Genomic DNA, 18775 nt, shown 5'->3' with positions numbered 1-18775 from the left:
GCTAAAAAGCGACGCAAATACCCTCCTGCCCCGTCTCGCCCGTATCTACCCGCACGACTCGCCCATCCACGACACGCCCCTCGCGCCAGGGATAGGGCTTGGCGGCAGCGTCGGGGGGGGCGGCAGGTAACACAAGGGCAAAGCTGATTGGTTGATCCACCACCATCCGGCGATCCGTCTCGAAATACGCGCCCGAACCACTGATGTTGCGGGTCATTGCGTCGCAGTCAGCCAGCAAGACCGGATAGCGCAATGCGTGGCGTACGGCGCGACGCCGATTGTCGCTGGGAAGCGGAGTCTTAGCGGTGTTAGGTCTCATTGCTTGGCTCTCTGTAATTCATGGATTCGATATGATAGGCCAGACATCGCGCGGCAGTCTGTTCGCTGACCCACGCCGGACACTGGATCGCCGCGCAGCGCCTTGAGATACCACCCGACTGATGAAAGCCGGCGGCTCGCGCTGGCTGGGAGAGTTCATCCGTAGGCCAGCCACGCCGCCGGCAGCAACACCGGCAGGATCCAGATCAGGCGGCGCAGGAAGGTCTTGAGCGGCATCGCCGCCCTTGGTTCGGCCGCGTCGCTCATGGCAACGGACTCCCAGCGGCAGACTCGGGCGTCGCGGCGAAAGACAGGTCGAACCGGCCGCCGGGAAAAACAGGAGCCAGGCATAGGGGCGATGTAGCCCCACAGCAGCCATTGCAGACCACAGGCGGCAAAGGGCAGCAGGGCAGCGAGCATCAGTCGCACATGGGTGCCTGGCGGCATGATCCGGGCCAGCACGGCGGGTTCGGCACTCTGCTCCAGCAGCAGTGGCACGGCCTCGGGATGACCGTATTGGACCGCTTAGGTCAGGACCGTCCAGCCGTCGGCGTTGCGGGCATCGACCCGCGCCCCCGGGCCGGCAGCAGCGCCGCCAACTCACAGTGCCCCAGGGCGGCGGCGATGCTCAGGGCCCCGGGGGCGTCGGCGGCCCCGCGGTCGGTCCGGGCCGGATCGAGAGCGCGTTCTGATGCCGGTCGCCGGCGACGGACAGGCGATGCGTCCGCGAGGGTCCCGGGCATTGATAGCGGCGCCCCGGGCCAGCTCGACCTCGCCGCGCTGCGCGGCCTCGAACAACGCGGCGGCGCCGGCCGGCCCGGCGGCCACCCCAGCGATCACCCCGGTACCTCGCCCGACCTCCCTCCCGGCATTGGGGGTGCCCTGGTCGAGCAGCAGCCTGGCCGTCCCCAGGTGTTTGCCTTCCAGGGCTGCCGTCAGGACCGTGACCCCGTCTGCACCCTTGGCATTGACATCGACCCCATGGGCGGCCAGGACGCGCACCACCCCGAGGTGGCCCAGGGACGCGGCGGCGCGCAGGGGGGTCCAATCCCGGCCCGGCGTGCAGCGATCAGACGACGAGGGAACGCGCGGCAAACCGCTGTCTCGAACACAGAGCGCTGGTTCATCACCCCGGGTGCGGCAATCGGCGTTCGCGCCCTTGGCGAGCAGGGCCTTGACCACCGCGGCGTCGCAGCAGGTCGCCACGGCCATCAGCGGGGTCCAGGCGGTCTTCGTGACGGTCGCCGACAGGTCCGGGGCGGGCAGGTCCCCGACACCCGGCGGCAGGACGACCGGGACCCCGGGCGGCAACGCGGGCGGCGGCAACAACCGCTCGGCCCGCGGCGGCGCGGGCAGTACCCGGGCGGTCCAGGCGGTATCACGCTCCGGTGTGAGACCGGCGCCCTGCTTCAACAGGGCCAGTGCCATGGCACTGTCGTCGTGCGCCAGCGCGGCGGCCAGGATCGGGCGGCTCCCGGCGCTGGGGGTCTTGACCGCGGCGCCATGCGCGAGCAGCGCCGAGGCCAGCGCGACATCGCCATTGTCCACGGCGATGCGCAGCACCGGGCGGCCCACGGGTGGCGGCTGGGGACGCCGGGTGCCCGCGGCCCCGTTCGGGGCGGCGGCAGTGGCAGTCGGAGCGGGAGCAGAGCGCGGGGACGGCGGCGGCACCGGCCGCCTCAAGACATCGGTGGTCAGGTCAACCCGCAACGGCGCCTGCAACCGCTCGCCCTTCCCCGACTGCACCGGCCGCCCCAAGACATCGGTGGTCAGGTCAACGGTATTGGCATCGGCACCGTGGGCGAGCAGGGCTTGGGCGGCCGCGCGGTGCCCGCCCCGCACAGCGAAGATCAGGGCGGTTTCCCCGCGCTCGGTCTCGGCCTCGACCCGGGCGCCGCCGACGATCAGCCGGTCTACGAGGTCGCGCCGACCGCGCTCCGCGGCGATCATCAGGGCGGTGCGCCCGCCGAGCCGGCCGTCGGTGTCGGCGCCCAGCCCGAGCAGCGCGGCCGTCTCCTCCAAGTTGCCGCGCGCCACGGCGCGGGGCAGCGCGTCGGGGTCGGGGACAGCCCGCGGGGCCAACGGTGCCGCGCCGAGCGCGACCCGGATTCCCGCGCCGGCCGCCCGCGGCTATCATCGCGCTTTGTTCAGTCGCCTGCATCTGCGGACTCAAGACCATGCCCGAAAAGGAGATTACCACCGCGCGGCTCGTTCTGCGCCCCCTGGCTCTGAGCGACTGCGCCGGTCTCCAGACCGCGGCCGGTCGACGCGAGGTCGCCGACACCGTGATCTCGGTCCCGCACCCCTTCTCGGCGCCCATGGCCGAGCACTATATCCGGCTGCGGCTCGGACAGACCAACCGAAGCCGATTCCAGATAGTCCATACTCAGGCAAGACCCATATCCTCTCGTTGCTGTGTCATGATGACCTGATGAAGACCCTGCGGCGCGCGTTTTCGATCGTCCACGGATGCATGGCCATTCTCTTTGCCTGCGCGGCCCTCGCGCTCATCGTGATCGCCGCCAAAACAGGCTGGCTCGCCGTGATGGGGGGGCTGGATCGCGGTGCCGCGCAAGCGGTTATCGAGGCCGTGGGTTTGCTGGCGGCGGCGGTGGTGGCGCTGCAGATCGCACAGACCATTGCCGAAGAAGAGGTCATGCGCGACGCGCACATCAGCGGGCCGACCCGCGTGCGACGTTTTCTATCGCGCTTTCTGGTGGTCGTCGTGGTGGCGCTGACCATCGAAGGCCTGGTTGCAACCTTCAAGGCAGCGCACGAGGACCCGGGACACTTGCTCTATGCCGCGAGCATCGTCGTCGCGGCCGGGGTGCTGCTCGCCGGCTGGGGACTCTTCGTCCGCCTGAATCGTTACGCCGAGGATCTCGAACCGGAGGCCATGGCGGACGCGAAACGCGAAGATATCAAACTCAAATAGCCGGGTGGCTGATGTTCCCTCCCTGGCCGTTGGCCCGACTCCATGACGAGATCGACGCGCGTGTGCGAAAGATCCGGGGGGAGCATCCCGACTGGCCGTGCGGCAAAGGCTGCGCCAGTTGTTGCCGGGCGCTCGCCGACGTACCCCAACTCACGGCAGCGGAATGGGACCTGCTGCGCGCGGGCCTCGCCGCGCTCGCGCCGCAACCGTTGCGGGAGATCCGCCGGAACCTGGCGGCCTTGGTCGGCCAGCGGTCACGACCTGTTGTCTGCCCGCTCCTGGACCGGACGTCCAACGCCTGTCTGGTCTATGCCCAGCGCCCGGTGGCCTGCCGCACCTACGGCTTCTATGTACAGCGTCACCTGGGGCTCTATTGCCATGACCTCGAAGCCCGCGTCGCCGGCGGCGCCTTGGCAGACGTGGTGTGGGGCAACCACGCTGCCATCGATCGCCAACTCGCCGACCTGGGCGAGCCCCGTGCATTGACCGAGTGGTTCGAGCCGCCGTCACCGGCACCCTGACCACATGAAGCGCCCCAGTTACCCCTGGGCCTTTCGCCCGCGGTTGCGCGCCCGCGGCTTCAGTTGGCGCGGTTCCAGTCTGGCCGCCCAACGCCTGAAGGAGGCGGTATCGGAGATCAAGGCGGTCAGCCGGCAGCCCGAGCGTCCCGCGAAAGTCCAGATCGCCTTCGGCCAGCAGTGAGGCGTCTCGCAACTCAATGCCAAGCGCCGTGGCAACCGCGTTCAGGGTCACGCCCGCACAGGCCACCAAGGCCTCGAGCAGCATGTCGCCGGAACAGGCCGCTTGCCCGCTGCCGCCGGTGGCTGGGTCAGGGTCTGGGATTTGCTACCGCGCTTCGGCCGGTCGAGCATTACGCAACGATGCCCAACGTGACGGCGGCGATCACCACGTAGCGTCCCAACTTCGCCAACGACACGATCAGCACGAAGCGCCACAGCGGTTCGCCCAGCACGCCGGCCACCAGGGTCAGCGGATCGCCGATGACCGGCATCCAACTCAGCAGCAATGACCACCGACCGTATCGGTGGTAGCCGCGCCGCGCTGCTGCCAACCGCTGCGCGCCCACCGGCAACCAGGTCCTGGCGCGCCCCCGCGCGAGCGCGCGCCCGAGCAGCCAGTTCACCACCGAGCCCAGTACATTACCGACACTCGCCGCTGTCACGAGCGCCCAAGGCGGATGGTCTCGCAGCAGCAGCAGCCCAACCATGACCGCTTCGGATTGCAACGGTAGCAAGGTGGCAGCCCCGAAGGCCGCAAGGAAGAGCCCCACATAAGCCGAGGACATCAGAAGTTGCTTCTCCCTGGGAGGACTTGTGTGAGGATAGGGCATCACCGACCTGGGGCCGCGCAAGCATCGCGGGATCATGAACAAGGCGACGCATGTTGACAACCTCTTCGGACGAGTCCAAAGACAGCATCGTGGCGAAGCTGCTGCCGCCCCGCAACGTCAGCGTGGCGCAGTTGGTGAAGGAGACCGACATCCCGCGCGACGCCCTCTGCGGCTGGCGCCGTCAGGATGCTTTAGGATGAGCCCGCGCAAGCGCACGTCCCCACGAGCGGCGTGTCCAACGTGAGCGACTGGATCGTCCAGGCGTGCGGCGCGAGGGCGCGTCTGGCGCCCGTCGGCACGGCCATTGGGGTCCGAAGGGGTGAGCCAGCCGGTCCACCCACGATTGATCAGCGGAGGCACGATGGAAATGGTCCTGTTCTCCGGCATTCAGGCCGCCGGCAAGTCCACCTTCTTCAAGGAGCGGTTCGTGGACACCCATCTGCGGATCAACCCCTGTTCGACGTCTGGGGCGCCGACGGGGCCTTCACCATTCGCGAGGCGAACCATGCGTAGCACCGACCTGGAGGCGCGTATGCGCCAGTTCGAGGCGGCCCTGGACCACCCGGTCCCGCCGGGATTCCAGATCGTGGCCCGCCTCGACGGCCGTGGTTTCACCCGCTTGACCAAGGAGGTTTGTCAGTTCGAGGCGCCCTTCGACCCCGGCTTTCGCGACCTGATGGCCGCCGCCTGTCGGCACCTGATGACCTGCGGCTTCAACGTCCTCCTCGCCTACAGCGAAAGCGACGAGATCTCGCTGCTGTTGCATGAGTTGCTGTTCCAGCACGGAGTCAACTTCGATGCGCTCCCGACCTGGCAGAAACGCGGCTTCGCCGTCTACTGGGTCGAACGCGAGCGGGTCGGACGCAATCCCCTCACCGGGGAAGTCACCCTGACCACGCGGCGGGAACTGCACACCGACGAACAGTTACCCTGGAAGGAGGACTACGAGCGGGCGCTTGGCCGCCTGCTGGAAGGCCACTGCTTTCTCGTGGAGGCGCCGGCGCGCCGCGGCACCGCTGACCGGACCAGTACCGAGACCGCCCGTGACCGGGCTGCGGATCACGCTTGCACCCGCGCTGAGGACGACGATGACTGAAACGACCAGCGTCTCCCCTCCCCTGCCCCGGCTGCCACCCCAGGCGCCTGAACCGCCACGCACCTTGGAATAGACTCAAAACTTGCGGATTTCACAATGAAAAGGAATGTTATCAGCCAATGTGCGGCGGCGCTTTTCTGCGCCGGCTTAGCGCGGTTCGTCGGCGCTACCTGTGTTGCTACTGACAACCCCGCGAGCGCCTGCCGCTACCCGGCAGGCGACGCCTGGTGTGCCAGGAACGGCGGCGGTAACTTATACGCCTACAAAGATGGTTGTGTCGAAGCGCAGGAGCCAACCGAAAGTCAAGTGACGACCCGGCCGCCGCCACCGCGTGCCCCGTGGAAACCCGTTGCCGTTTGGAACTGCAATCAGGCGAAAACGGTCGTCGAGCACCTCGTCTGCGCGGCCCCTGAGGTTCATGCCCAAGACCTCAGAATGGGGGCTCTCTATGCGCAATTGCAGGCGCGCGGCCTGGCGCCTGAACAGATGCAGAAGGCCTGGCTGAAGAAACAACGCGAGGCCTGCGACACCGTTGACTGCCTGCGCGCCGTCTACGCCGAGAGGATCGGTCAGTTGGAAGATCTCTTGGCGGCCCCGACCGAGACACTCACCCCTGCGGTCTCTCCAGCGCCAGCCGTCCCCCCATCGGCACAGACGACTGCACCGGCAACCGCACGCCCGCCGACACCCGCGAACCTCGACGTTGAGTCAGTTCCTGCGGCAACCGCGCAAACCGTCATGCCGGCCGTCGGACCGCCGACATCCGTGCCCGAATCGACCATACCGCAACTGCCCCTACCCGAACTGCGCTCACCGGCAACCACGGAACCCTCGGCTGCGTCCCCAACGAGTAACGGGCATGGCCTCGCGGTTGCGGTGTTCACGCTAGCCCTGGCCCTGGGCTTGTTCGCCTGGCTGAGTCGCTCCCGAACCGGCGCCACCCAACCCGCCTACGTGCGTCTGCTTACGCTTGTGCGGGGCCTTGGCGGCCAACGCCAGCCTCGGGTAAGAACCACAGCGCTGCGTCTGGATGTCGAAACCCGCGAACGCCTGAACCACCTGCGGCGTCCTGGTGAGTCGGAGGCGCAGGTCGTTGCGCGGGCGGTCGCGGCCCTGGAGGCGGCGGGAAGCCTTACGTCTGTCGGCACTGTGACGACGCAGCGATTGGACACCCTGGAAACCCGTCTGCAACGGCTGGAGGGCTCGCTGACGGGCGGATCACGTCCGGACCTCAAGGGTTGATCTGCCCCCTTACCCTGGAGCGACATCATATGAAACCCCGTCACCTCATTGCCCTGATCGTCCTCACCCTGCTCGGCGGGCCGCCGGCACCGGGTACGGACCTCTTCGATCCGCCGCAACTCGCCGTCAGCCCCTCACCTGCGGCCGAGACCAGCCTGGCCCTGGACGCGGACGAGACGGTGATCGATACCGACGTCTCACCCGCTGGTGCCACGGTTGCGGCCCTGGTGCGGCGGGCTGGCGGCGGTCAGGTCCTGCGCTTCTGGACCCTGGACGGCACCCGGCCGGTCGCGGACCGGCCCCTGCCCGACGGTTTCACCGCGCGGGCTTTGGCCTGGCACCCGCGCGGGGAGCGCCTCTTTCTGGCCGGGACCCAGGGCGGCGAACAGGTCATCGCCCAGGTCGCGGCCGACCCGCAGAGCCGCCGGCTGGAGACCATCTATCGCTCGCCGCAGAAGATCCGGCGCCTGATGGTCGGTCCCCGCCCCTTCGAGACGGGCCGCGACGGGGCCGGCAACCCGGTCCTGGCCTATCGCCTCTTCTTCGGGCTCAAGGGGGCCGACGGACGCTACGCGATCCGCTCCATCACCGAGGACGGGCGGCGCGGTTATCAGGCGATCGGACCCAAGGGCGGTTTCACGCGGTTTGCGGACGCCGCCGGTCCACCGAGCGAGATCGCCGCCGACTGGGCCCTGCCGCTGGGATTCCATCCCGGCGGCCATCTCCTGTTGTGGGAAGATCAGGGGCATCGCTTCCATGTGGCCACCTATGCCGGGGACCACTGGGCCGGCACCCGGGACCTCCTGGACAACTCCTTGCGCGGGGGCTCGGTGACCGTCACGCCGAACGGGCTGGGGCTGATCCAGTGGCAGCCCGGGAGCACGGGGGTGACGGTCATCCTCGACCGGGGGCAGCGCCGGAGCCCGCAGTGCGCGGGGCACCGGTTCGACGGGACGCCCTCCTCGGTCCCCGACGGCCGGGGCCTGGTCGGGGTCGAGCGCACGGACTCAGGCTTGCGCCTGGTCTATTGTCCGATCACGGTCCCGCTGGCGGATGTAACCAACGCCTGGCTGTTCGCGCAGGCGCCGGCGGACCGCGACCTGATCGAGCGCCGCGGCGGACTGCTGCGCGACCTGGACCTGGAGCAGGTCTACAGCCTCTATGAGAGCGAGTCCTATGCCCTCGATCAGGAGGGCGGGCCGACCCCGGCACGTCCCTATCTGGTGACGACGGACATCTTTTGGGAACTGCTGGCAGCCGCCTACGAGGGGCTCTTCATCACCACTGAGCGGCACCAGTCGATCCCCGCCTTCTGGGATCTGGTGGCGGCGGCCGACCGGCAGTTCCGGACCGCTGCCCCCGCCTCGCCCTGGGCCCGGGTCTTCGCCACCTTGGCCGCGCTGCGCGACCCCACCAGCGGTGCACAGGACCCCGAGGTCGCCCTGATCCAGCGTGCCCAGGGGGTGGCGCAGTCACCGGCCCTGGGGATACCGCTCACCTATGGCGAATTGCTGCCGCGCGGGCACTATAGCGCCGACCCGGAGTTCCAGAACTATTTCAAGGCCTTCACCTATCTCACCAAGCTCGCCCCCAAGGGCGCCCCGGTGGCGGCCCTGCAGGACCTGCCGTCGGCGCTGCGCGCGGCGGCGGCCCGCTGGGTGTCTCCTTACCGCGCCTTCATCGCACCCTCGCGCGCCCCCCTGGTCTGGGGCGACAGGGGCACCCTGCCCGCCTACGCCCGGCATCCGGCCGACCAGGCGGCGCTGTTCCCGCTCTCCTGGGGATTCGACAACGAGGTGCTGCTCGCGACCGTCTTTCACCCCGATTGGCCCGAAGCCGAGCAGATCACCGGTCCCGCGGGTCCGCGCATCCTCCCCTCGGCGCTGGACCTCGCCGCCGCCCTGGGCAGCCCCTTGGCGAGCAGCCTGCTGCGCAACGAGCTGGACCGCTACCCGCGGTTACGCCCGGTCCTCGCGGAGCTGGGGCAGCGCCACGCCGCGGGGACGGGTGGCGACCTCTACAACCGCTGGATCGACGCCCTGGCGATGCAATGGGCGGGGGACCTGAAGGCACCCGACCAGGGTGACGGGGCACTGTGGCAGGCGAAGCGGCTACAGACCGGTCTGGCCTCCTGGGCGACACTGCGTCATGCCACCGTGCTGGTCAACGAACGGGTGGCCGCAGAAGGCGGCGAGTCCGGCTTCGAGAACATCGTTTTCAGCCCGCCGCGCGGGGCGGTGGAGCCGGACCCCCGGACCTTCGAGGCGATCGCCACCCTGTTCGACTTGCTCCAGGCCCTGGTGGACGACAGCGCGGGCCTCTTGCGCGGCGAGATGGCCACCGAGGACGGGAGCGAACTGGAGCCCCTGCGCCAGGCGGTTTCGGGGCGGCTGCACGACACCGCGGACCAGGCCAGACGCTTCAAGGCGATGGCCGAACGGCAGGACCGCGGCGAGGGTCTGAGCGGCGCGGACTATGAGGCGATCTATCATGTGGCCAGAGTCGCCGAGCACCATTTCCTGGTGTTCAAGAGCCTGGCGAACAAGGAACTCGCCTTATCGAACCCCGACCCCATGCCCAAGATCGCCGACGTGGCGGGTGATGGTCCCTATCTGATGGCCGCGGTCGGCCGCCCCATGGAATGGGATCAGGTGGTGCCCTTCTATGGGCGCCGGCAACTGGTCAAGGGGGCCGTCTACTCATTCTACGAATTTGCCTCGCCGCGGCTCCTGGATGACGCCGCCTGGCGACAGATGCTCGGCACCCAGGCGCATCCGGCCTGGATCGCCCCCTTCGTGTCGCGACTCGGCCTGCCCGACGGAGACCCGTTTTGATCAGTTGGGACGCATGGGGGCCAGGGGCCTGGAGGGGGATCCTCGTCCTGTTCCTGTTCCTGTTCCTGTGGCCCCCCGGGGGCCGCTGCGGGGAAGGGCTGGCCGGGGCCGACCGCCGGGGCCTGGCGGGGGTTGCGGGTGAAGTTCAACTCCTTTTCACTGGAGATATCCTGTTGTCGCGCCAGGTGCAGGCCGAGATGCAGCGCACTGGCCAGGGCCCTTGGGACCGCTGGCCGCCGCTCTTCCGCCAGGCCGATTGGGTCCTGGGCAACCTGGAGGGCGCGGTGGGTGTCGCCACCGAGTGTGTGCCAAGTCCCCAGCCCCGACCCTGCTTCGCCATCCCCGAGACCGCAGTGCAGCGCCTGAGCGCGGCAGGTTTTCGCACCCTCGGGCTGGCCAACAACCACGCGGGCGATCTGGGCGAAGCGGGGCTGCGGGCCACCGGCGAGGCGCTGGCGCGGGCCGGATTGGACGCCGTCGACTTTGAGGGATCGCCGCGCTTCCGGCGCCTGGGCGGCGTGACCCTGGGCCTGGTGGCCTTCTCAATGGTGCCGGACGCCCAGGGCCGGCGCCTCGCCCTGCCCTCCCGGCTGCTCGCGCAGCGGCTGCGCCTGGCCCGCCGGCTGGCGAACCTGGTGGTGGTCTCTGTGCATTGGGGCAGCGAACTGCTGGAGTGGCCCTCGATCGAACAGCGCCGGGCGGCGCGCTGGCTGATCGGTCAGGGCGCGGACCTGATCGTCGGTCACCACCCCCATGTGGTCCAGCCGGCGGAATGTCTGGACGGCAAGCCGGTATTCTATTCGCTCGGCAATCATGTCTTCGATCAGAAATACCCGGCCACCAAGCAGGGTGCACTCGCCGACTGCCGGATCGGGCAGGGGCGGCTGAGGTGCACCCTGATCGCCACCCGGACGCCGGTCGGGAGCGCCTTCCCGCAGTTGGTCCAGGCGTCGCCGCAGAGCCCTGCCACGGGAGCGCCACGCGACGCCTGTACGGTCGCCCTGGGCCCCGATTTCAGGGTGGCGGGGCTGGTGCTGCGGCCGGTGTCAGTCGCCGCGGATACGCCGGGCGCACCCACGCGGATCGCGCTCGCGGCCCTGGAGTCGGGCCACGCGCGGTGGCAGACCCGGCCGCTGGAACTCCTGGCTCTGGATGCCGGCCGGCTTGCAGGAGCGCAGGGCCCGACCCTGCTGCTGGCCCTGGAACGACACCCGTCGTCGCTGGACCTGGCGGACGACCCGCGCCCCTACGTTTATGCAATCTCGCCGCAGGGGCTGGTCCCCCGCTGGCGCGGGAGCGCGCTCGCCTGGCCGCTGCTCGACACCGCGCTCTTGCCGGACGACAGCAGGGTCCTGTGCGCCCTGCACCGCGGCGACTCCTTTCTGGTACCGGACCCCGCGACGCCGCGCACCCGGGTCGCGGCCTATCGCTGGAACGGTTTCGGCTTCTCGGGCTGGGACGCTGCGGCCGCACTCGCACGCTGTCGCGAACTCTGGATAGAGACCCTCGAGGGACCCGGGCCGCCAGTGATCCCTGGCGGTGACCCCAGCGACGGATAGCCGCCGGGCTGGATCAGTGGACAGCCCGAAGACCACAGGTACACAACGTCCAAGCCCCATATTTGCCTGGCGCACGGGTGACACCATCGCCCGGCAAGTTCCCGCTGAAAATTTGTCTTGACTTAGGTCGATTTCTGGTTTCTCCTACTAATATGCTCAGGCTTTAGCACAGTGGTGCCGCTAAGCCCATGCAGGCAGAACCAAACGCCAAACCGATCGTGAGACCGGGACACAACGGCGCGAATACGGTATTCCTGTCCGGTGCATCGCATTCGCGGGCCGTGCGGGGGCTGACTGAAATTGTGAGGTTTGCAATGAACATCGCTGATCGCGGATGTCTTGTCGCGTTGACAGCGGCAGCACTACTGGTCGTGGCAGGCAGCACCATGGCTGGGACGGCCCCGCCGGGCACCCAAGTGGTGAAATACGACGCGCAAGGCGAAAGCGAGTATCAGCAGATGTGGGCCAACATCTACGGCCCGCTGGAGTTGAACGCGGGCGGCACGCGCTCCGTCACGAAGTTCGGGACGACCGTCAGCGCGGCGCCCTTCCACGTCGGCGCCGATTACAGCGTGTTCGACCATCTGAAATACCTGGGGATCAGCACGCAAAGCTTTGAGGTACCAGAGACAGGTTCACTGGAATTCTCCGCCAACATTACTGCGCAGACGCCTGGCACGCAGGACGGCCGCATCATCGTCGGCTGCTATGGCCCTCCTGGATCCTACCTCAATGTTGGTGACCCGTGTGACAAGCCGTTCGAGCAGACCCTGCTGCCGGGGCAGCAAGCCGGCGTCGTGCTCAACATGATCAATTTCGAGACGGGGCAGCTGTTTGATTGGTTCATCGCAGGTGACACGGCATTCGCATTGATCGAAAGGTTACCCACCGTCGTGACGGCCAGTCCGGGAACCCCGCTCGACCTCGCCTACACCCAGATCATCAAAACAGCGAAGATCAAACCCGGCAAAACCGCCAAGGTCGCCATTCGCTACACGCGCGGGCCGCACGAATCGTACGTCGAGTACTTCCTTAACGGACAGGTCTTCACCCGCGTTGACAATGTCGGCATCCCACTGGATAAGCAAGGGATGTCCTATACGGGCTACGCGCCTTCCACCGGTGATGGGGAACCGTTGAAAGATCGCCTCAATTCGTTCGTCATCGGCCATGGTCTGTTCAGCCTGCTCGACGCATTTCCTTACCAGCATCCTGCGGCGCCTGAGTTGAGCGTGTCGATCCCGCTGTCTGAGCGGTTGTTCGGACAAGGCGCGATCGGCACCTGGGATAGTTTTAGGGTCACCAGGAAGACCAAATGACAAGACTGCTGCGCGCGGCACCTCTGCGCCATGATGTAGCAACCCGGCTCCCGCCGGGACCATCGGCCCTCACCCGAAGACGCCGGGGGCGCTCGGTTCCGTGCCCGGCGAGCCCGAGCGGTGATCAGGAGCCCCCCAGTACCGCGGCCTCCACCCAATTCCCATGAAACCCGGGCGGGGTCGCGTGGGGTAGGGGCAGGACCGCCTGGAGACCCAAGTCGGCGCCGCGCAGCATCACCAGGTCCGTGCGGCGGGCCGCCGCCCGGTAGACGAGGGTCAGCACCCAGGCGGCCTCGTCGCGACCGCCGGGGATCGGGATGGGCTCGCCCGGGAGGTCGGGATGGAACTCCTGGACCAGGTCCGCCCCGGTCTGCGTATCCAGCCGCTGGATGCACGTCAAAAAGGGGCGCGGCCTGACGGCGGGGCACCGAGACTGAAAATGTAGCGCCGCGGCCCGTCACCGCCCGGTGCGACCCGCGGCAGCTCAGCGATCCGCGGACTCAAGGGGGCGGGTGCGGCAGGTACCGGCCACGGGGTCGATGGTCAGACGCTCGAGCTTCGGGGCCAGGATCGGGCGGTCGGGCGCGAACACTGACGCGGGACACTCGAGCCGGGGGAATTCGGGGTAGCGGACCAGGTCCAGTTCCAGCGTCCCATCGGCGCGGTCATAGCCCTGGGCGATGTGGAACACGAACCCCGGACCGGCCGCCAGGTGGCGCGGGTCCACCGTCGCGCGGGATCAGCAACACCTCCAGGGGCCGCTCCCCGGCGACGCGCAGTGAGCTCACCAGGGTCCTGAGCCCGAGCAGGACCCGGGTGAAATCGTAGGCCGCCTGGGGCACCAGGAAGACGAGGTAGCGGCGGGTGAGGGCGAAGTCGTGGATGAAGCTGCAATGGGGCAGTACCTGGACCCGGCGCTCGACCAGGGTGCCGTCGGCGGCCACGCGGTAGAGGATCAGCCGGTTTTGCCTGGCACCGGGCAGGACGCCGAAGTTGAACAGGTCGCCGGTGGTCGCATCGCGGCGTGGATGGGCGGAAAAGGGTAGTTCCGGGGTCAGCCAGCGGTCGAGGGGCGAGAACGGATTGCGCAGCTTTCCGGCATAGTCATCCGCCCCCAGCGTCGCGAGGCTGCGGGGGTCCAAGCGGTAGGGCAGCCCGCCCTCCCACAAGGCGAGGAGCTGACCGCTATGCCAGATGACATTGGTGTTGGCGGTGTTCTTGAATCGTAGACGCAGGGCATTGGCCAGCACCCCGCCCGGCCGATTGGTACCGAACCCGCGATACAGCAGGCGGCCGGCCACTTCTTCCGCAACGAAGTCCGGAGTGCGCACGAAGCGATTGGTATAGCGCACGCGTCCCCCGGCGCAGGCCAGGCGCTGGACGTGGCCGTCCCCGTCGAAGGCGTGGCCATAGGGCAGGCCGCCGCATTCCAGGCGGCCCGGCCCGTTGCGGTACAGGGTGCCGTCCAAGTCCGGGGGCACCGCGCCCTGGGTACACACCAGATCGTGGTCGGTATATTCCTGCGCGACGGTACCATTGGCCGCGGCGAGGATCTCGACCATGTCGGCGCTGGAGAGGGTGGCGGTCATTGGATCGGTGGTGCTCCGGGATGGGTTGGCGTGCCCTGACCGCGACACTCACGGGGTCGGCACTGCCCCCGGCACTGGCGCGGTCGGTGGATTGCGTTGTTCGAGTACCGGCCGGAGCAGCTCTTGAAGGTCCCGCCGGAGCGCCCGGGCGGCCTCCACCGAGGCCTCACTGCCCGCGGCGAGCTGTGCCAGATGGGTCTGACGCTCCTGTTCGAGGTAGGCGCAGCGGGCGCGCAGGGTCGCGCACTCGGTGTCGGCCTGGGCCGCGGCACCGGCCGCTTGGTCGCGTTCGTGCGTCGCCGTCGCCAGCGCGGCTTGCAGCTCCCGCTGCTGCGCGGCTTGGTCCTCCATGCGCGTGCGCAGGTCGGCGACGGCGGCCACCTGCTCCTGGAGGTGTCGCTCCAGGTCCGCACCGCGTTGGCTGGTCCGTGCCAAGTCGGCGCGTTGCGCCGCCTCGGTGTCCCGGATTTGGTCCAACGCCCGCTGGGTCTTGGCCAAGGCCCCCTCGGCCGCCTTCAGCCGTTGGCGGGTTTCATCGACCTGCTGGAGCCAGGTTGCCTGATCGCCCGCGCGACCGGTGCGCTCCGCCGCGAGTTCGCTGCGTAACGCCGCGGCGACCGCTTCGAGGCCTTGCACCCGATGCGTCAAGTCGGCCGCCTCCTGCCGGGTGGCACCGAGCGCCAAGGTCGCCTCATCCAAGCGCGCCGTCAGTTGTCGGTTCTCGCCCTGGTGCTGGTCGCACTGGGTCAGCATCGCCGCCTGCTCCACCCGCAACTGGTCGATCAGGGCCGCCAGTTCCGCCACCCGGGTCGCGGCCGCGGCCCGCTCGGTGTCCCACTGCTGCGCACCCTCCTGCAGGGCCAGCGACCACAAGGCCGCGGCGGCGTCGACCACCGCCGTCGGTAGTCGTGGCTCGCGCAGCCGCTCGCCCAGTTCGGCCCAAAATTCATCAAGGGCGCTGAGGATGGTCTGCTGGGCCCCGTGACCGAGCGCGGCGCGGACCTTCTCCGCGGTCGGGCGTTCGCCGCGGCGCAGGATTGCCAGGGCCGCCGTCTTGGCCGACTCGCGGGTTGTCGTGATGCTGGCCATCTGTCTACGTACCCTGGAGTTACTGCCCAGTCGCTCAGCATGGGCGGCACCCTGCCCTGCCCGGCCTGGTCCTGGCGTAGCCTGCCGTGCGTCACGAGAGAAAAACACTGAGAGTATGTTATATGCTTTTCAGTGAGAAACGCTGCTTTTTTGTTGATAGATTGCGATAATCCCCTTTCTCGTTAGCTAACGCCGTTTGGACTACCATGGCGAATGCCGCAGCCCGCCGCGCCCACGCCAACGCGGACCCCAGCCGCGCAACGCTGCGCGTCACCCCGCCCGCTGACCCAGGAACCGCACCACCATGGCCGCCAACGCCCCGCCCCTGCCCTGGCCCGTCGGCGCGCCGTCCGTCACCGCGGACGCGCTCCTGGGCGACGCTGACCGGACCCGCCTCGCGCACTACTTCGCCGCGCGGCACGCCGCAGCGACGCGCCGCGCCTACCGGTCTGATTGGACACTGTATACCGCTTGGTGTGATGCCCGCGGCTTGTGCGCCCTGCCCGCCACGCCAGAGACGGTGGCGGCCTACCTCGCCGCGGAGGCCGAGCAGGGCCGCAAGGTGAGCACCATCCGCCGTCGAGCCGCGGCGATCCGGCTCGCCCACCGGTTATGCGACTACGAGCCGCCGACCAACGCGGAACTGGTGCGCGGCACCCTGCACGGTATTGCCCGCACCCGTGGCGCGGCGCCGCAGCAGAAGGCCCCGGCGCTCGCTGAGGTGTTGCGGGCGATGGTCGATACGCTGGACAACACGACGCACCAGGGACGGCGTGATCGGGCCCTCCTCACGCTCGGGTTTGCCGGCGCGTTGCGCCGGGCGGAACTGGCGGCGTTGCGCGTGGAGGATCTCGAGGAGGCCCAGCGCGGGCTGCGGGTGCATATCCGTCAGTCAAAAACGGATGCCGAAGGGCTGGGGCAGATCGTGCCGGTCATCCGCGGCGAGGCCTACTGTCCGGTGCGGGCGGTGCGCGACTGGCTTGCCGGCGCGGCCATCATCAACGGGCCGGTCTTTCGCCGCATGTACCGCGGCGACGTGGTGTCAGGGGAGTCGCTCAGCGCTCACAGCATCGCTGGGGTGGTCAAGCGCTGCGCGCGCGCCGTCGGCCTCGATCCCGACGACTACGCCGGCCATAGCCTGCGCGCCGGCTTCATGACTTCGGCGGCGCTGGCCAAGGCGAGTCTGTTCAAGATGATGGAGGTCTCCCGCCACAAGGACCCGAAAACCGTGATGGTCTACGTGCGCCGCAGTGCGGAGTTCCAAGATCATGCCGGAGAGGGTCTGCTCTGACGCCGACACGACACCAGCAGTTTCCCCGCCTCGCAGCGATGCCGTCATCGCGTGAACCAAGCACGCGACAGGCCGACCACTGCACCGTCTCCCTCATCTGAGGCTGGTCTTTCTCACGCAGGCCCAGGTAGGCCGTAACGTCCGTGCGCAACAGTATTTGGGCCTCGGCTGGGACCGCAATTGCCGGTTCCACGAGTTTGAAGTTAACCGATGTCCAGTCAGGACTTGGCTGACACGGAAACTCCCTGGGGAGTCGACACAAGTTAGAGAGCTTTCTTAAGAAACGATTAAAAAGAAGATTAAGATAAAGATTAGGGTTTCGCGAGAACGCTGTAACATGATGTAATATAAAAAAAAATATGCAAAAAATCGACTTTTGTCTACCTCAAAGCACGAAATAATCTACCTCTTTGCACGAGATCACCTACTTCGTTGCACGCATGGGTCTACTCCGTTGCACGAATCAGCGACTTCATTGCACGAGTGTTGGGTGCCGCACAAGCGAGTCCGAGGGCGTTGGCGGCGTGTGGACGGTGTGGGAAATCGGGGAGCAGCGAACACGATCCTCGAAGACGAGTAAGCACTTACCGACCTTGACTGGCGTGGTAGCGGGGTGCCGCTGGCGGTTGCGGCGCTGACAGGCGACCCGGGGACAACTGCGCATCCGCTACTTCATTGCACGAGACTGGAGACCGAGGGTGGGGTGAGAACTGCCTACTTCGATGCACGAGGTCGACAACGCGGCTCCCGGATCTGGACTGAGACGAGAATAGCCTTGCCCCACGAAGATTGGGCGGCTTGTCCTACCTCGTTGCACGAGCGCGGATCGCGGATCGCGGTGAGTCTTACGAACAGGAGGATTTGTCGAGACGGAGCACGAGCGCGAGTCAGTTCACGCCAAGCGCTCTTGTCTACAAAGGATCGGCCACCGGCCAGCCGCCTGCTTTCCGGAGGTTGGTCGTGCAGTGGGGTAGGCCGAAGGAGCGGCGGTTGCAGTCTGCGCACCAGCGTAAGGATCTAAGGATCTGGCGAGAAGCGAGACTTTAGGGTTAGCGAGAGGTTGCGGTGAAGAACGGCTGGGTTGCCGCACGAACTCGGCAAAAAAACTCGTGAGCGGGCGAGATGTCGTTCCAGGGTGGGCGCCCGGGGGAGCACCGCGGGGTGCTGACGGTCTACTTCACGACACGAATTCCTTGCCCTTTCGGCCCCTGAATTTGGCAACCAGCCCAACGGGGGTCGGTGGCGCCTACTCGGTTGATGTCGAGCGGACCACGCGGACGAGATCTCTCTCTGGATTAATCGCGTAGTCGGTTAGAAATGTGACTGCGCAAAGTTCCTGGAGGGCATCGCGCAGCAGTTGTCGGAACTTTGACAGGTCCTTCGTGGCGGATCCGCATAACCGGCGAATTGTATCGACCCTGATCGCCACGGGTCGCCGGTGCGTATGGTAGAAGGAGTGCAGCCACTTGGCCAGGTGGCCTAGGGCAAGTCTCTGTTCCCACTCGATCTGGCTGTAAGCGACATGGTTGAAAAGTGCTGCAATCTCCGGTTCCAGGCGGACGCCCCAGACCCTTGAGTTGTTGCCCGTGGAGTCGTCCTTCCAAGAGAAATCTCTGATCAGGGATCCGGAATACCCTCGTTGGTCACCTCTAACTTCCAGCCCCGTGGCCTTGAGCCTTGTGATCGTGTCGCGCAGGCGAGTATAGGAGCGGACGTTCGGGTGCCACTTGAGACTCTGGAGCATCGCGTGCGCCGTGAAAGTAACTGGGGCGCCTAGTGGCACCAAGCGGGCGAGATGGACAATTTGCAGGAAGACGTCTTGATCGTCTTGCCGGAGTTCTTCCCCGGTGTAACGGATCTCCAGACCCGACAGCGTAGCGATTAAGCTGTTCTTGAGAAAATTGCGCTTGATGCGGACGTTTCCGACCGTGAACAGCGCTCCGCGAACTAAGTCGTTGGGGACCCCACGTCGCTGCTCGGGCCAGATCGGTAGTTGGAGGATACTTGTTTCAGCAATCGTCGGCTGGGATCTTTTGGGAAAATTCTGAGGGGCCCGCTGTGCGAGCCGACGTTCCAAACGCGACATCGTTTCCGCGAGACTCGAACCGGAATGTTCGTCACTGTCGGTGAGGGTGCTTGGATCTGCAAGCAT

19 protein-coding genes and 2 pseudogenes are annotated in these 18775 nt (G+C 67.5%); 11 read left to right on the top strand and 10 right to left on the bottom strand.

Annotated elements, in window-relative coordinates; genetic code table 11:
• Position 1: 1 nt before the first annotated feature.
• From THSYN_RS29390 to THSYN_RS29380, 3 genes are all read right to left on the bottom strand, one after another.
• Positions 2-217, bottom strand: coding sequence for a hypothetical protein (locus THSYN_RS29390; protein ID WP_157818021.1), 216 nt, complete (start codon positions 215-217; stop codon positions 2-4).
• A gap of 257 nt (positions 218-474) precedes the next feature.
• Complete coding sequence (locus THSYN_RS29385; RefSeq protein ID WP_100922668.1) at positions 475-816, bottom strand: hypothetical protein; 342 nt, start codon at positions 814-816, stop codon at positions 475-477.
• A 102-nt stretch (positions 817-918) separates the two neighbouring features.
• The gene (locus THSYN_RS29380) at positions 919-2400 is read right to left on the bottom strand and encodes an ankyrin repeat domain-containing protein (protein WP_100922667.1); all 1482 of its coding nucleotides are present in this window, start codon (positions 2398-2400) and stop codon (positions 919-921) included.
• Positions 2401-2495: 95 nt separating this feature from the next.
• Here THSYN_RS29380 and THSYN_RS29375 point away from each other — a divergent pair, with 95 nt between their 5' ends.
• Genes THSYN_RS29375 through THSYN_RS36400 form a run of 4 tightly spaced genes read left to right on the top strand, consistent with a single transcriptional unit; the run spans position 2496 to position 3955 of the window.
• Positions 2496-2750, top strand: a complete 255-nt coding sequence (locus THSYN_RS29375) for a GNAT family protein (protein WP_100922666.1) — start codon at positions 2496-2498, stop codon at positions 2748-2750.
• A complete protein-coding gene (locus THSYN_RS29370) occupies positions 2750-3253 on the top strand; it encodes a hypothetical protein (RefSeq protein WP_100922665.1) in 504 nt (167 codons plus the stop codon). The genes THSYN_RS29375 and THSYN_RS29370 overlap by 1 nt, the downstream gene beginning before the upstream one ends.
• 11 nt (positions 3254-3264) lie before the next feature.
• A complete protein-coding gene (locus tag THSYN_RS29365) occupies positions 3265-3774 on the top strand; it encodes a YkgJ family cysteine cluster protein (protein ID WP_100922664.1) in 510 nt (169 codons plus the stop codon).
• Between the two features lie 4 nt (positions 3775-3778).
• Positions 3779-3955: a hypothetical protein gene (locus tag THSYN_RS36400; RefSeq protein WP_236849025.1), complete on the top strand. Its 177-nt coding sequence runs from the start codon at positions 3779-3781 to the stop codon at positions 3953-3955.
• Here the strand turns inward: THSYN_RS36400 and THSYN_RS29360 are convergent.
• Positions 3908-4081: pseudogene (locus THSYN_RS29360) on the bottom strand (OsmC family protein); the annotation flags it as partial. The gene THSYN_RS36400 and the pseudogene THSYN_RS29360 overlap by 48 nt on opposite strands.
• Positions 4082-4124: 43 nt before the next feature.
• Positions 4125-4559: a YqaA family protein gene (locus THSYN_RS29355; protein ID WP_172965399.1), complete on the bottom strand. Its 435-nt coding sequence runs from the start codon at positions 4557-4559 to the stop codon at positions 4125-4127.
• A 95-nt stretch (positions 4560-4654) separates the two neighbouring features.
• Here THSYN_RS29355 and THSYN_RS34465 point away from each other — a divergent pair, with 95 nt between their 5' ends.
• The 6 genes and pseudogenes from THSYN_RS34465 to THSYN_RS29330 all read left to right on the top strand — a co-directional run bounded on the left by THSYN_RS34465 (position 4655) and on the right by THSYN_RS29330 (position 12654).
• The gene (locus THSYN_RS34465) at positions 4655-4804 is read left to right on the top strand and encodes a hypothetical protein (RefSeq protein ID WP_157818020.1); all 150 of its coding nucleotides are present in this window, start codon (positions 4655-4657) and stop codon (positions 4802-4804) included.
• 305 nt (positions 4805-5109) lie between these two features.
• Positions 5110-5550: pseudogene (locus THSYN_RS29350) on the top strand (tRNA(His) guanylyltransferase Thg1 family protein); the annotation flags it as partial.
• A gap of 246 nt (positions 5551-5796) precedes the next feature.
• Entirely contained in the window at positions 5797-6942 is a 1146-nt protein-coding gene (locus THSYN_RS29345; RefSeq protein ID WP_157818019.1) for a lysozyme inhibitor LprI family protein, read from the top strand.
• Between the two features lie 29 nt (positions 6943-6971).
• Positions 6972-9776, top strand: coding sequence for a DUF3160 domain-containing protein (locus THSYN_RS29340; RefSeq protein ID WP_100922662.1), 2805 nt, complete (start codon positions 6972-6974; stop codon positions 9774-9776).
• The gene (locus THSYN_RS29335) at positions 9773-11335 is read left to right on the top strand and encodes a CapA family protein (protein ID WP_100922661.1); all 1563 of its coding nucleotides are present in this window, start codon (positions 9773-9775) and stop codon (positions 11333-11335) included. Before THSYN_RS29340 ends, THSYN_RS29335 begins: the two co-directional genes overlap by 4 nt.
• Positions 11336-11649: 314 nt before the next feature.
• Entirely contained in the window at positions 11650-12654 is a 1005-nt protein-coding gene (locus THSYN_RS29330; RefSeq protein WP_100922660.1) for a DUF6081 family protein, read from the top strand.
• Between the two features lie 124 nt (positions 12655-12778).
• On the opposite strand, the gene THSYN_RS29325 is transcribed toward THSYN_RS29330, so the two are convergent.
• From THSYN_RS29325 to THSYN_RS29310, 4 genes are all read right to left on the bottom strand, one after another.
• On the bottom strand, positions 12779-13054 hold the full coding sequence (locus THSYN_RS29325; protein WP_100922659.1) for a carotenoid oxygenase family protein: 276 nt from the start codon (positions 13052-13054) through the stop codon (positions 12779-12781).
• A gap of 84 nt (positions 13055-13138) precedes the next feature.
• Positions 13139-13345, bottom strand: a complete 207-nt coding sequence (locus THSYN_RS29320; protein ID WP_157818018.1) for a hypothetical protein — start codon at positions 13343-13345, stop codon at positions 13139-13141.
• A complete protein-coding gene (locus THSYN_RS29315; RefSeq protein ID WP_100922657.1) occupies positions 13320-14243 on the bottom strand; it encodes a carotenoid oxygenase family protein in 924 nt (307 codons plus the stop codon). Before THSYN_RS29315 ends, THSYN_RS29320 begins: the two co-directional genes overlap by 26 nt.
• A 48-nt stretch (positions 14244-14291) precedes the next feature.
• Positions 14292-15332, bottom strand: coding sequence for a DNA-binding protein (locus tag THSYN_RS29310; RefSeq protein WP_100922656.1), 1041 nt, complete (start codon positions 15330-15332; stop codon positions 14292-14294).
• A 304-nt stretch (positions 15333-15636) separates the two neighbouring features.
• Here THSYN_RS29310 and THSYN_RS29305 point away from each other — a divergent pair, with 304 nt between their 5' ends.
• Positions 15637-16623 (top strand): site-specific integrase, encoded by a 987-nt coding sequence (locus THSYN_RS29305; RefSeq protein WP_100922655.1) that lies wholly within the window; start codon positions 15637-15639, stop codon positions 16621-16623.
• Between the two features lie 1246 nt (positions 16624-17869).
• Here the strand turns inward: THSYN_RS29305 and trfA are convergent.
• Entirely contained in the window at positions 17870-18775 is a 906-nt protein-coding gene (gene trfA, locus THSYN_RS29300; protein ID WP_100922654.1) for a plasmid replication initiator TrfA, read from the bottom strand.

The sequence above is a fragment of the Candidatus Thiodictyon syntrophicum genome (genome assembly GCF_002813775.1).
GTDB lineage: Bacteria > Pseudomonadota > Gammaproteobacteria > Chromatiales > Chromatiaceae > Thiodictyon > Thiodictyon syntrophicum.
This window is presented reverse-complemented; position numbering and strand designations above follow the sequence as displayed.

Bases quoted from the DNA above. Each gene is read 5' to 3' on its own strand.
- THSYN_RS29315 (WP_100922657.1), bottom strand. From the start codon at position 14,243: ATGACCGCCACCCTCTCCAGCGCCGACATGGTCGAGATCCTCGCCGCG.
- THSYN_RS36400 (WP_236849025.1), top strand. From the start codon at position 3,779: ATGAAGCGCCCCAGTTACCCCTGGGCCTTTCGCCCGCGGTTGCGCGCC.
- THSYN_RS29305 (WP_100922655.1), top strand. From the start codon at position 15,637: ATGGCCGCCAACGCCCCGCCCCTGCCCTGGCCCGTCGGCGCGCCGTCC.
- THSYN_RS29340 (WP_100922662.1), top strand. From the start codon at position 6,972: ATGAAACCCCGTCACCTCATTGCCCTGATCGTCCTCACCCTGCTCGGC.
- THSYN_RS29345 (WP_157818019.1), top strand. From the start codon at position 5,797: ATGAAAAGGAATGTTATCAGCCAATGTGCGGCGGCGCTTTTCTGCGCC.
- trfA (WP_100922654.1), bottom strand. From the start codon at position 18,775: ATGCTTGCAGATCCAAGCACCCTCACCGACAGTGACGAACATTCCGGT.
- THSYN_RS29375 (WP_100922666.1), top strand. From the start codon at position 2,496: ATGCCCGAAAAGGAGATTACCACCGCGCGGCTCGTTCTGCGCCCCCTG.
- THSYN_RS29370 (WP_100922665.1), top strand. From the start codon at position 2,750: ATGAAGACCCTGCGGCGCGCGTTTTCGATCGTCCACGGATGCATGGCC.
- THSYN_RS29310 (WP_100922656.1), bottom strand. From the start codon at position 15,332: ATGGCCAGCATCACGACAACCCGCGAGTCGGCCAAGACGGCGGCCCTG.
- THSYN_RS29330 (WP_100922660.1), top strand. From the start codon at position 11,650: ATGAACATCGCTGATCGCGGATGTCTTGTCGCGTTGACAGCGGCAGCA.
- THSYN_RS29365 (WP_100922664.1), top strand. From the start codon at position 3,265: ATGTTCCCTCCCTGGCCGTTGGCCCGACTCCATGACGAGATCGACGCG.
- THSYN_RS34465 (WP_157818020.1), top strand. From the start codon at position 4,655: ATGTTGACAACCTCTTCGGACGAGTCCAAAGACAGCATCGTGGCGAAG.
- THSYN_RS29390 (WP_157818021.1), bottom strand. From the start codon at position 217: ATGACCCGCAACATCAGTGGTTCGGGCGCGTATTTCGAGACGGATCGC.
- THSYN_RS29355 (WP_172965399.1), bottom strand. From the start codon at position 4,559: ATGTCCTCGGCTTATGTGGGGCTCTTCCTTGCGGCCTTCGGGGCTGCC.